At 57.3% G+C, this 11,451-nt stretch carries 10 protein-coding genes; 3 read left to right on the top strand and 7 right to left on the bottom strand.

The genetic code is table 11. The annotated features are described in order from the left end of the window. Nucleotides 1-77: 77 nt before the first annotated feature. From JAO77_RS09260 to rsfS, 6 genes are all read right to left on the bottom strand, one after another. Entirely contained in the window at nucleotides 78-1,013 is a 936-nt protein-coding gene (locus JAO77_RS09260; protein ID WP_198990032.1) for a hypothetical protein, read from the bottom strand. 19 nt (nucleotides 1,014-1,032) lie between these two features. Continuing rightward, nucleotides 1,033-1,824, bottom strand: coding sequence for a UDP-2,3-diacylglucosamine diphosphatase (locus tag JAO77_RS09255; RefSeq protein WP_198990031.1), 792 nt, complete (start codon nucleotides 1,822-1,824; stop codon nucleotides 1,033-1,035). Next, a complete protein-coding gene (locus JAO77_RS09250; RefSeq protein ID WP_198990030.1) occupies nucleotides 1,814-2,461 on the bottom strand; it encodes a LutC/YkgG family protein in 648 nt (215 codons plus the stop codon). Before JAO77_RS09250 ends, JAO77_RS09255 begins: the two co-directional genes overlap by 11 nt. Nucleotides 2,462-2,520: 59 nt before the next feature. Further along, nucleotides 2,521-3,012 carry a hypothetical protein gene (locus JAO77_RS09245; protein WP_198990029.1) on the bottom strand — a complete coding sequence of 164 codons (492 nt, stop codon included), beginning with the start codon at nucleotides 3,010-3,012 and terminating at the stop codon, nucleotides 2,521-2,523. A gap of 470 nt (nucleotides 3,013-3,482) precedes the next feature. Further along, the gene (gene ftsH, locus JAO77_RS09240; RefSeq protein ID WP_198990028.1) at nucleotides 3,483-5,558 is read right to left on the bottom strand and encodes an ATP-dependent zinc metalloprotease FtsH; all 2,076 of its coding nucleotides are present in this window, start codon (nucleotides 5,556-5,558) and stop codon (nucleotides 3,483-3,485) included. 112 nt (nucleotides 5,559-5,670) lie between these two features. Next, nucleotides 5,671-6,060, bottom strand: a complete 390-nt coding sequence (rsfS, locus tag JAO77_RS09235) for a ribosome silencing factor (RefSeq protein ID WP_198990027.1) — start codon at nucleotides 6,058-6,060, stop codon at nucleotides 5,671-5,673. Between the two features lie 47 nt (nucleotides 6,061-6,107). Between rsfS and JAO77_RS09230 the strand changes: the two genes are divergently transcribed. The 3 genes from JAO77_RS09230 to JAO77_RS09220 all read left to right on the top strand — a co-directional run bounded on the left by JAO77_RS09230 (nucleotide 6,108) and on the right by JAO77_RS09220 (nucleotide 10,645). Next, nucleotides 6,108-6,884, top strand: a complete 777-nt coding sequence (locus JAO77_RS09230; protein ID WP_213019357.1) for a biotin--[acetyl-CoA-carboxylase] ligase — start codon at nucleotides 6,108-6,110, stop codon at nucleotides 6,882-6,884. Nucleotides 6,885-7,044: 160 nt separating this feature from the next. Continuing rightward, nucleotides 7,045-7,434, top strand: a complete 390-nt coding sequence (locus JAO77_RS09225) for a T9SS type A sorting domain-containing protein (RefSeq protein ID WP_198990026.1) — start codon at nucleotides 7,045-7,047, stop codon at nucleotides 7,432-7,434. A gap of 214 nt (nucleotides 7,435-7,648) precedes the next feature. Further along, nucleotides 7,649-10,645 (top strand): glycosyltransferase family 117 protein, encoded by a 2,997-nt coding sequence (locus JAO77_RS09220; RefSeq protein WP_198990025.1) that lies wholly within the window; start codon nucleotides 7,649-7,651, stop codon nucleotides 10,643-10,645. 172 nt (nucleotides 10,646-10,817) lie between these two features. Here JAO77_RS09220 and JAO77_RS09215 read toward each other — a convergent pair whose 3' ends face one another. Beyond that, nucleotides 10,818-11,366 (bottom strand): Riean_0653 family protein, encoded by a 549-nt coding sequence (locus JAO77_RS09215; RefSeq protein WP_198990024.1) that lies wholly within the window; start codon nucleotides 11,364-11,366, stop codon nucleotides 10,818-10,820. Between the last annotated feature and the right edge of the window lie 85 nt (nucleotides 11,367-11,451).

The raw sequence follows: 11,451 nt of genomic DNA, 5'->3' as shown, positions 1-11,451 counted from the left end.
GTTCACCATTTTACTTAGGTCAAACTGGGCCGCAGGAATTACCTAGGTAGCTTACTGTCAGCTGCTCGCCCTAGGTGCTACAGCTGGTAAATCTGCACGCCCTTGGTCGTGACAAAGTAGGCGTACTGGTCGCTGAGCAGCAGCTGGCGCACAGTAGTTGCATCGAGGTCGGCGGGCAACGGCTGGGTGCGTTCGGTGAGGTTGTATAAGTGAAAAAAATGCAACTGTCCCCCACTCAGGTACGCCAGTTCATCCCCCCGAAACGTTATAAAATCAAGCCCCGTGAAGGGTAGCTTCTTACGGTAATTCCCTAGGTTGTCAAACACGAAGATGCCGCTCGTGCGGTCTACCAGGTAGATGTTATTCTGGTATTGGCGCAAAAAGCGGAAATCGGGCCGGCTGCGACCGATGAGCAGGTCGAGCGGTGTGTTTTGCACCAGGCGCAGGGCCTGCGGGTCGAACTCGCGCAATACTAAGTTGCTTTCGTCGAGCAGCCACAGCAGGCCGTCGGGCGCCAGCGTGGCCGTACGCACGGTCCCATCGACGTAGTCGGCCAGCCGGATTTCGCTCAGCGGTGCTAGAAAGCGGTCGAGCAGCAGCACCTGCTGCCGGTCATCATAAAAAACCAACACGCTGTTCTGGTTCCAAGCTTCAAGCACCGCCACGTGGCCCGGCTGCGGCGGCGAATAGGTATTGAGCGGATGGCCGGCGGTAGTGAGTTGGCGCAGGTTATTGTCCTTATCGGCTAGATAAAGCGTGCCGCGGCGGTCTACCGAAGCCGCGCTAGCCTGCGGCAGCGTTAGGCTTTTGACCAGTGTCCAGGCGCCAGGCGCCGGGGCAGGTGCATTAGGGTTTAGCGTTTTAGCCCCAGGCGCGGCCTCGACGGGAGCCACTCCGGCAGCTGGCGCCACGGAGGCGGCACTAGGCACGGTGGCTTGGGCATGGGTACCGAGCGGAAAAGCCAGGATTACAAACAGCGCCCCTACCCAGCACGATTGCTGCGACCTCGTCAAAGCAGACCTAGGGACATTACTACCCTTTGTATTCCCGTAAAACCATCGTGGTACCGTCATACACGCCATAGGAGCAATAATTGACCCATTCACCTAGATTGATATACTGGCTGCCGGGTCCTACGGCTACGTCGAGCGGTAAGTGCCGATGACCAAATACGTAATAATCGTGGTGTTGGCGTTTTTCGACCTCACGGCAGTACACAAGCAGCCATTCTTCTTCGCCGAAATACTTGGCGTCGGCCGCCCCATTCTGGATGCGCGAGTGTTGGCTCCACTTGCTGGCAATGCCGATACCTAGGTTGGGGTGCAGGCGCGCAAACAGCCACTGCGTAAAGCGCGAGTTAAAGACCGGCTTCATTAGGCGCTTGTAGGCAAAGTCGCCGGGCCCTAGGCCATCGCCGTGGCCGATGTGAAAGAGCTTGTCGCCCATACGCTGCGACACGGGGTCGCGCTGAATGGGTATTCCCATTTCCTGCGTGAAGTAGCCAAACATCCACATGTCGTGGTTGCCGGTGAAGAGCGTAATGGGCAGGCCGCCATCGGTGAGCTCTGCTAGCTTGCCCTGCAAGCGGCTGAAGCCCCGCGGAATAGCGTGCTTGTACTCAAACCAAAAGTCGAAGACATCGCCCAGCAAATAGATGGCCGCCGCATCTTTGGCAGCTTCGTCGAGCCAGCGCACAATGCGGCGCTCACGCTCGCGAGAGGTAGCCGCATCGGGCACCCCTAGGTGGAAATCGGAGGCAAAATAGACCCGCTTACCGGCTGGCAAAGCCAGCGGCGGCAGCTCGGGTAGCAGCTTAGGCGTCATCTTCGAGCAAGAACAAGGTAAGCCGGCGCGGGCCGTGGGCACCTAGCACAAGCGTTTTTTCGATGTCGGCCGTGCGGCTGGGGCCGGTGGTGAGCGACATCATAGAGGGCAGCTCCGCTCCGTAGCGGCTTTGCACTGCTCGCAGGGCGTCGCCAATTTCGGCCACTACCTGGCTGGGCCGGGCCAATACGATATGCTGGTCGGGGTAGATGCTGAGTCGGCGGCCGCTAGCCGTGGCGGGCGCCACCACGATGCTGCCAGTGCGCGCCACCAGTGCTTCACACGAGGTGAGCCCTACAGCAGCCTGCGCCTTAAAGTCGGCCTCAGTAGCCTGGAAAGGCACGTCGGCCTGGCTCAGCAGCTTTTGCAGGGCGGGCTCCCACACGTAAAACTGCTGCCCGTCGGGCAGACGCTCGGCTAGCCAAGCACGCAGCTCAGTCCCTAGCTGCGCTAGTGTTTCGCAGTAAAAGAACTCACCACCGATGCGCCGGAAGCTGGCGGCAAACGTGACGGCCAACTCGGCATCAGGCAGCGGAGGGTGCACGGGGGCAGTCCAATCGGGCTGGGGCGGCTGGGGCGCCGGCCCCGTGGCCAAGGCCGTGCGGATGCGGGCTAGCATGGTATCGCGGGAAGACATAACGCAAAGGTAGGGGCAGTACCAACGGCCAGCTTAGGTAGCCTTACTAGCTGCAGCGACTATTGCGCGGTACCAGCAGTTTCAAGAGCGCCAAAGCGCTTAGCCAATTGCTGGCCAAAGTAGCTGGTTCGTACCGAATCGGGCAGTGCTTGGTAGTAAGGGCGTAGGCGCTGCCGAGCCGCTGGCGCATCACCGGCATCGCGCAGGGCGAAGAGAACGGCCTCCGAGTGCGGGTGACCTTTAACAAACTGCGCAGAGGCCCTAGCCATGTAGTCGGAAAACTTCTCCTCCACCCGGCGGGTAGAATCAGCCCAGCGGTCTATTTCGGGTTTATTACCCGCCCCGATAGCTGCGTCCATCTTGGCTTTCATTCGCTTCACGTCCAGAAAATAGCCGTTCCAGATGCTATCGCGCGTGAGCAGGTAGCGGCCTACTTCCCGCTGTTGCGGCGCGGTCGAAAACAGCTGCGTATCTAGGTGGTATGACCCGATACCAATTGGACCTAGGCCTTTCGGCTGGTAGATGTCGGGCCGCAGATTGGTGCCAGGCATAACTACTGCTACCACAGAATCGGCTGGCAGATAGACATCAAGGCTACTCGCGACTTTATTCTCGCACACACAATAAACGTTGTAGACACCAGGATGTGCTACTTTCCCTCTAAACACAAATTGTCCTTGCTCCAGCTTGGCGCTGTCTAAAGGAGCTAGCTCTGGTCCCGGGCTGAACAGTTTGCCGACCTTACCCTGGCAGCCCTTCACCCGCATTTTTATAAGGTAAGGATATTCTTTCACTACTGGGGCCGGCGTTTGGCAAGCCGCCATACTCAAACCTAGTAAGCCAGCTAACCAGCCAGCACGCTGTTCAAATAGTCTCCGTGTTTTCATGCTAGCCGCTGATAATAAGAGTGAAATGCGCTGCTAAGAAAGCACCTACTCTTCGCAAAACCTCCGGTTGAGTAGTAAACGAAAAAAGGCCAACCGTTTCCGGCTGGCCTTTTTGTATTCATACACTAAGCTGGCTATACAGTCTCTGATTCGGGCATACCAGGCAGGTGAAGCTCAGGCAGGTCGCTAGCGATTTTAGCGCCAGGGTTCTCGTTCTTCACTTCACTAGCGGTTTCCGAGCGGTCGGTGCCGGCCATATGAGCCTGGTAGTTAGTTTGGCCACCGAAGGGACGCTTGCCTACCAGACGCTCTAGGTCGTCTTGCAACAGCACTTCTTTCTCAAGCAGCTCTTTGGCAATTACCTCCAGCTCGTGACGGCGCTCGGTCAACAGCTCCTTGGTGCGAGTATAAGCGTTATCGATGATGGTGCGAACTTCTTCGTCTATCATCTGCGAAGTAGCCTCTGAATAAGGCTTCGAGAAGCCGTACTCGTTCTGGCCTTTCGAATCATAGAACGACACGTTGCCCAGCTTGGGGTTCATGCCGTACATCGTCACGATGCTGTAGGCCATCTTCGTGATGCGCTCCAAGTCGCTTAGGGCACCGGTCGAGATTTTGCCAAAGACTAGTTCCTCGGCGGCGCGGCCACCTAGGGCCATGCACATCTCATCGATGAGTTGCTCGGTGTTGTACAAGAACTGCTCTTTGGGCAGGTACTGTGCGTAGCCAAGGGCAGCTACACCGCGCGGCACGATGCTCACCTTCACCAGCGGGTCGGTGTGCTCTAAAAACCAGCCAGCGATGGCGTGGCCAGCTTCGTGGTAGGCCACAATGCGCTTCTCACCGGGCGAGATGATTTTGTTTTTCTTCTCCAAGCCCCCAATCACGCGGTCGATAGCGTCGGTGAAGTCTTGGTTGGTAATCATCTTTTTGTCGCGGCGAGCGGCAATGAGAGCGGCCTCGTTGCAGACGTTAGCGATTTCAGCACCCGCAAAGCCCGGCGTTTGGGCCGAAAGCTTTTTGGCGTCTACGTCGGTACCTAGGGTCAGCGGCTTGAGGTGCACCTGGAAAATCTGGGTGCGGCCGTTGATGTCGGGCTTGTCGATACTAATCTGACGGTCGAAGCGGCCGGGACGCAACAGTGCCGAGTCCAGGGTATCGGGGCGGTTAGTAGCGGCCAGGATGATAACCCCCGAGTCGGTACCGAAACCATCCATCTCTACCAGCAGCGAGTTCAGCGTGTTCTCGCGCTCGTCGTTGCCACCGGGCATCGAGCCCTTGCTCCGCGAACGGCCCACGGCGTCAATCTCGTCGATGAAGATGATGCAGGGCGCCTTTGCTTTGGCTTGCTTGAAGAGGTCACGTACCCGAGCAGCACCTACCCCAACGAACATCTCTACGAAGTCGGAGCCCGACAGCGAGAAGAACGGCACATCGGCCTCGCCGGCTACGGCTTTAGCCAGCAAGGTTTTGCCAGTGCCGGGAGGGCCCACTAGCAGTGCGCCTTTCGGGATTTTACCACCTAGGATGGTGAATTTGCTGGGGTTCTTCAAGAACTCCACAATCTCCTGCACCTCTTCTTTGGCTTCTTCCAGGCCGGCTACGTCCTTAAACGTAACCTTCACCTTATCACCACCTTCAAAAAGCGCAGCGCGGCTTTTGCCGATGTTGAAAATCTGACCGCCGGGGCCACCTGCGCTACCTACGCGGCGCATCAGCACCCAGAAGCCGACCATGAGCAGGATAATCATGCCGGGGCCTGTGATGATATCAATCAGGCTTACCCGGTTTTGAATATCAAAGCCTTGGCGCTTGGCGGGGTCCACGTTGGCTTGCGCCTTATCGAGGTCTTCCTTAAACAGTTTGGGGTCAACGATGGGGAAGGCAAACTGTACGTCGCGGCCCACCACGAATGGCCCGCGCCGAGCAGTTAGCTCGTTTAGGTACTCGGGCTTGCGCAGGGCAGCGGGCGTGAGGCCAAACTCGACAACTTTATCGTTGTAGAGGGTAATCTTTTCGACATCACCAGCCAGCAGCATCTGCTCAAATTTCTGCTGGTTAGTTTTGATGGCCGAATTGTAGCCGCTGAAATAAAACATTCCGAGCAGCAGGAACAAGAGCCCCCCCAGCACCCACATCTGCACCCCCGGCCGGGGTGTAGGGTTGGGCACCGTAGGTTTGCGGCGCTTATTAGGCGTGGTATCAGACATAAAAGATGATTAACTAGAGAATATGAATTCGGGGTAAAACTGTGAGCCGCAGGCTTTGTTGCGCTGCAACTGCCGCGGCCACCTTCACTAACGCCAACGCTCCCCGAATACTTTAACGGGTGGCCTCAGCAGGCTCTTCGATATACGTGAACTCCGCATCACCCCACAGCTCTTCGAGCGCGTAGAACTGACGCCGGTCGCGTAGGAAAACGTGGACGACTACATCTACGTAATCCAACAATACCCACTCGCGATTGGTGCGGCCCTCAGTCTGCCAAGGGCTCTGGCCGGTAAGCTTTTCTACCTCCTCTTCTACCGAGCGTGCCACGGCGTCGAGTTGGGTATCCGAATTTGCTGAGCAGATGACAAAATAGTCGGCCACCGCATTTTTCAATTCTTTTAGATTGAGCACCACAATGTCAGTGCCCTTTCTTTCTTGCATGCCGCGAACGACTACTTCTGCCAATGTGTCCGAATCCTGCCGGACTAACGTGCTCTTCATAGAGAAATCTAATTGTTTATCTTGCTAAAGTACGACTGCTAACTCCGTTGGTCATCAGCCCCGACACCTTATTCACGGGCCAGCAGCTTGTTTGGTTGCCGGCCTGCCCTTCAACTAACTCGGTGGCGCAACAGTTACAGCGCGAAAACCGGGCCAGTGAAGGCTGCACCGTCATTACCGGTCACCAAACCGCTGGCCGTGGTCAACGCGGCAACCAGTGGGAAGCCGCCGCCAACGAAAACATTACGCTTTCGGTAGTGTGGCAACCTACTTTCTTGGCCGCCACCGAGCAGTTCTTGCTTAGCCAAGCTGTAGCCCTGGCGGCGCTCGACTGGGCCCGCCGCTGGCTAGGGGCCAGTGGCGAAAGCAGCCTGCGCGTGAAGTGGCCCAACGACTTATACGCTGGCAATCAGAAGCTAGGTGGCATCCTGATTGAGAACACCTTGAGTGGCTCAAAAATTCAGTATAGCATAGTTGGAATCGGCCTGAATGTAAATCAGCAGGCCTTTGCCGTGCCCACGGCCACCTCGCTTAGCCTGCTCACGGGCCGGCAGTACGACCTAGGGCAGGTGGCCGCTCGCTTGCTAGAGTGCCTGGAGGCCCGCTACCTGCAGCTGCGGGCCGGGCGCATCAGCCAGCTGCGGCGCGACTATCTGGCGGCGCTATACCGCTATCAGCAGCCCTACCGGTTTTTGGTAGATGGCCAACCTGCAACGGGCGAGATTGTGGGTGTGGAAGACGACGGCCACCTCGCCGTGCGCCTAGCGGGCGAGGTCCGCCGCTTTGGCGTGCAGCAGATTCGATACCTAGGTGAGGCCACCTAGGCGAAAGGCGTGGCGCCCGCACAGTGCAAATCGGCCTAGGTCGAGCGGCTCCGCCTATTGGTCGAGTGGTAGTGCGGCACGGTGCTTGTCATAGCTACTTTTGTGGCAGGTAGTCAGCAACGAGGCTGAACTATCCCGCTCCCACCCGCCTTCTTCGACTATGCGCTTCTCTACTACGATTTTAGTATTCCTCACCCTCCTGACTGGCGCCACCAGCTGGGCGGCGCCCCACACGGCCAGCCAGCCCAAGCTAACCAGCTACCGCGCCACCCAGACGGCTACGCCCACCATGCCCACGCTCACTGTATTCCCGAACCCTACCCGGGGGCAGCTCACGGTACAGGCAGTTGGCCTCACGGGCCAGGGTTACAAGTTTCGCCTTGCCAATGTGCTAGGACGCGAAGTGCGCCTGCTGGCGTTCCGGCCCGAGCAGGCATCGGAAGCACTGGCCGTGGACCTCACCGGCTTGCCCGCTGGCTTGTACTTCTACTCGCTGCTGGTAAACGATAAAATAGTGAGCACGAAGCGCCTGACCTTGCAGGCCGACTAACCCGCGCATCGCCCGGCAACTTATTTTTAACCAAAAGCAGTTCTCGCCCGAGAACTGCTTTTTTGTGCTTACCCGGGGCGCAGTACGCAACCCCTCGGAGCTTCATGCCTACTTTTGGGGGACTGTAGCCTAGCGGGCAGTTAGTTATTTCGTTGCTTTTCTGGCTTTCTGCCCCTAGGGTCGCCCACTCCGGCTTCGGCCGCCTTTGCGTTGTATGCGTTCTTTTCAAAAACTGAATAACCTGGTTGGCTGGCTGGTTTTCGCCATTGCGGCCGTCACCTACCTCCTCACCCTGGAGCCAACGGCTTCGTTTTGGGACTGCGGCGAGTTCATTGCCTGCTCTTATAAGCTGCTGGTGCCGCACCCCCCCGGGGCCCCTACCTTTTTGCTGCTGGGCCGCCTGATGTCGTTGCTGAGCTTCGGCGACGTGACAAAGGTGGCAGTGCTCATCAACGCGCTATCGGGCCTGAGTAGCGCGTTCACGGTGCTGTTTCTGTTCTGGATTATTACCCGCCTCGGGCGCAAGCTGCTGCTGGCTCGCAAAGAATTTGAGGTAGAAACGCCCGAGCCTACTAGCGGCCAAACGCTGCTCATCCTAGGGGCCGGCGTGGTGGGCGCGCTCAGCTTCGCGTTTTCCGACTCGTTCTGGTTCAACGCCGTGGAGGGCGAAGTGTACGCCATGTCAGCGCTGTGCACGGCGGCCGTGGTCTGGATAATGCTGAAGTGGGAAGAGTACGCCGACGAGGCCGACTCGGACAAGTGGCTCATCCTCATTGCCTACGTTATCGGCCTCAGCATCGGTGTTCACTTGCTGAACCTGCTGGCCCTGCCGGCGCTGGCCTTCATGTACTACTACCGCCGCACGGCCAACCCCACTACCCTAGGTGGCATTATCACGCTGGTAGTGAGCTTGGTTATTGTGGGCTCGGTGCTGGTGGGCATCATTCCGGGTCTGCCCACACTGGCGGGCGGGTTTGAGGTATTCTTTATCAATAACCTTGGGCTGCCCTTCAACTCGGGTCTGATTATCTTCCTGGTGCTGTTTCTGGGGCTCATCTACACGGGCTTCAAGCTGTCTTATCGCCTGCGTAGCCAGCTACTGAACACGGCCATGCTGTGCTTCGTGTTTATCCTGATTGGCTACTCAACCTATCTAGTAGTACCCATCCGAGCGTCTTTCCTGCCCACTATCAACGAGAACAATCCTAACGACGTGCTGTCGTTCGTGAGCTACCTCAAGCGGGAGCAGTATGGCTCGCGCCCATTGCTCTACGGCCCTCAGTTCAATGCCCAGCCCGACCACTATGAGGAAGGCGCCCCGCGCTACCAGCGCAAGGATGGCCACTACGAAGAGGTACTGCCCCGCGCCCAAGAGCCTGGCTACGCCGACGCCGACAAGATGCTGCTGCCACGCATCTATAGCTATGAGCCGGCTCACATTCAAGAGTATAAGAAGTGGATACCCGACTTGCAGGAGGGCGTGAAGCCCACGATGGGTCAGAACCTAGGCTTCCTGTTCAAGTATCAGATGGGCCACATGTTCTGGCGCTACTTCGGCTGGAACTACATCGGGCGCGAGTCCGATATTCAGCAGGCGGGTGTAGTAACGCCGTTTAGCGCTAGCGCCAATAGCTTGCCGCCGCGCATCGGCCAGAGCTTTGCGCACAACAACTTCTTCGCTATTCCGCTCATCCTAGGGCTGATTGGCTTGTTCTTCCAAGTATATCGCCGCGGGCACGACGCCTTGATTGTGGGCTTGCTGTTCTTGTTCACGGGCTTGGCGATTATTGTCTATCTCAACCAGCCGCCGCTGGAGCCGCGCGAGCGTGACTACACCTTCACGGGTGCCACGTTTGCGTTTGCCATCTGGATTGGCCTCGGGGTGCTGGGCATTGCTGAGCTGCTGCGCTCGGCGGTGAAGGCCGATGGCGTACGCGCTGGCATTGCGGTGCTGCTGGGTGTTATTGCGCCGGGCATCCTGGCCGCCCAGGGTTGGGACGACCACGACCGCTCGGGCCGCTACAACTCGGTAGACTCGGCTAAGAACCTGCTTAACAGCTGCGCGCCGAATGCCATCCTGTTTACCAACGGCGACAACGACACCTTCCCTCTCTGGTACGCTCAGGAAGTAGAAGGCGTGCGTACCGATGTGCGCGTGGCCGTGCTTTCGTACCTGAACACTGACTGGTACATTCAGCAGATGAAGCGCCCCTCTTATAAGTCGGAGCCGCTGCCCATCTCGATGGGCGACGCCAGCTACGCGCAGGGCAACAATGATATTCTGTACTACAACCCCAACGAGGCGGTAAAAGAGCTGAACCTAAAGGAATTCATCGGCTTGGTGAGCCAGAATAGCCCGCTGCTGCGCCAGAGCTACGGCGAAGGCCAGCAAGTCACGACGTTCCCGACCAGCCAGTTCTACATGACCGTCGATACGACGGCAGTGAAGTCCCTAGGTATCATCCCGAAAGACCGTCAGAACCAACTCGTGGGTCGCCTCGACTGGAGCATGGGCAAGCGCGCCATCGAGAAGAAGAACCTGGTGATTCTGGACATGATTGCCACCAACAACTGGAAGCGGCCCATCTACTTCAGCTCTACGGTAGCTCCGTCGGACTACATGAACTTGCAGCCCTACTTCCAGCTCGAAGGCATGGCCTACCGCCTGCTGCCGCTGAAGGACCCGAACTACAACCCGCGCGGCGACGAGGGCTATGTGGAGAAGCCGATTTGCTACGAAGAGCTGATGAAAACCTTCAGCTACCGCGGCCTCAATAACGCTAACGTCTTCTACGACGAGAACAACCTGCGCTTCCCGGCCAACTACCGCGATAAGTTTGCCCGCCTGGCCAACGCCTACCTCCAAGCCGGCGACAAAGCCAAAGCCAAAGAAGTAGCCGACAAGTGCCTGGCCGTGATGCCCGACGCAGCCGTGCCATTCGACTACTACACGCCGCAGCTGGTGCCCGTACTCTACGCCGTGGGCGAGAAAGACCAAGCCAATGCTATTCTGGACAAGCTCACCGAACGTAGCATCCAGATACTGAGCTACTACCAGACCCACGACGGTGCTATGTTCGACGATGCCCAGCGCGGCTACTTGCTCACGCTCCAGAGCGTGTACCAGGCCGCGGCCCAGGTCGGCGACCAGGCCCGCGCCAAGAAAGCCTACGACGTCCTAGGTCCCTATTTGCAGGGCGGCGGGCAGTAAGCCAAGTTAGCTAGTTGCAAACTAAAAGGTCCTGCTGGCATCATGCTGGCAGGACCTTTTAGTTTATATACTTCGGCAGTTGGCATCGTACCAATGATTGCAAGCTCAACAGCATAGCCGCCAGCAGAAAGTAGAATTGCTTCATAAATGAAAAAAGGAAAAGGGTGAAAACTTAGAACTTGATGTCGAACCGCCCCTGCGTGATGTCGTGCGTAATCGTGCCCCCGTCCTCCTGTACCCGCGCCTCAAACGTGCCTGCTACCACGCGCGCCACAGTATCGAAGCGCGTGATAATGACTTGCCCGCGAGCAGTCGGTCCCGTATAAAAAGAGGTTTTAGGGCTTGGAGAGTATATTGTGTATGCTCCATATGCAGGACGAGGGCCTGATATCACGCTACGGTTAAAATCTTCCTCAAGCAGATATGTGCCAGGCTTTCGGATGTTGCTAAAATATAAACCGAACGCCTGTCTATTATTGCCATCTTGGTAGCGAGAAATTCCAATCGATAAGTAATTGACCTTATACATATGGCCGAAATAGGCATTCACTGGATAAGGCAGGGAGCTTGAAGGACTATTTTTCGGCAGCCAGGGCTGGCCATCGAGCAGAAAGCCGGCCGTATTGCGCCCTTCTTGCGTGGCGGCGGGTAGTACGTTGGGGTCATCTTTTTTGCAGGCCCCCAAGCATAATAGTGTTAAGCCGAGAAGTAGTTGTTTCATAAATGGAAGACAGGAAAAGGTGAGCGCTTGATAAAGGCAAGTATATTGATAGTGGATAAAAATCGAATATTAATTTTTACCAAAT

It is taken from the genome of Hymenobacter sp. BT559 (assembly GCF_016427535.1).
In the GTDB taxonomy this organism is placed as follows: domain Bacteria; phylum Bacteroidota; class Bacteroidia; order Cytophagales; family Hymenobacteraceae; genus Hymenobacter.
This window is presented reverse-complemented; position numbering and strand designations above follow the sequence as displayed.

Coding starts and splice junctions, on each gene's coding strand:
- ftsH (WP_198990028.1), bottom strand. CDS start 5,558: ATGTCTGATACCACGCCTAATAAGCGCCGCAAACCTACGGTGCCCAAC.
- JAO77_RS09215 (WP_198990024.1), bottom strand. CDS start 11,366: ATGAAACAACTACTTCTCGGCTTAACACTATTATGCTTGGGGGCCTGC.
- JAO77_RS09220 (WP_198990025.1), top strand. CDS start 7,649: ATGCGTTCTTTTCAAAAACTGAATAACCTGGTTGGCTGGCTGGTTTTC.
- rsfS (WP_198990027.1), bottom strand. CDS start 6,060: ATGAAGAGCACGTTAGTCCGGCAGGATTCGGACACATTGGCAGAAGTA.
- JAO77_RS09245 (WP_198990029.1), bottom strand. CDS start 3,012: ATGCCTGGCACCAATCTGCGGCCCGACATCTACCAGCCGAAAGGCCTA.
- JAO77_RS09250 (WP_198990030.1), bottom strand. CDS start 2,461: ATGTCTTCCCGCGATACCATGCTAGCCCGCATCCGCACGGCCTTGGCC.
- JAO77_RS09255 (WP_198990031.1), bottom strand. CDS start 1,824: ATGACGCCTAAGCTGCTACCCGAGCTGCCGCCGCTGGCTTTGCCAGCC.
- JAO77_RS09225 (WP_198990026.1), top strand. CDS start 7,045: ATGCGCTTCTCTACTACGATTTTAGTATTCCTCACCCTCCTGACTGGC.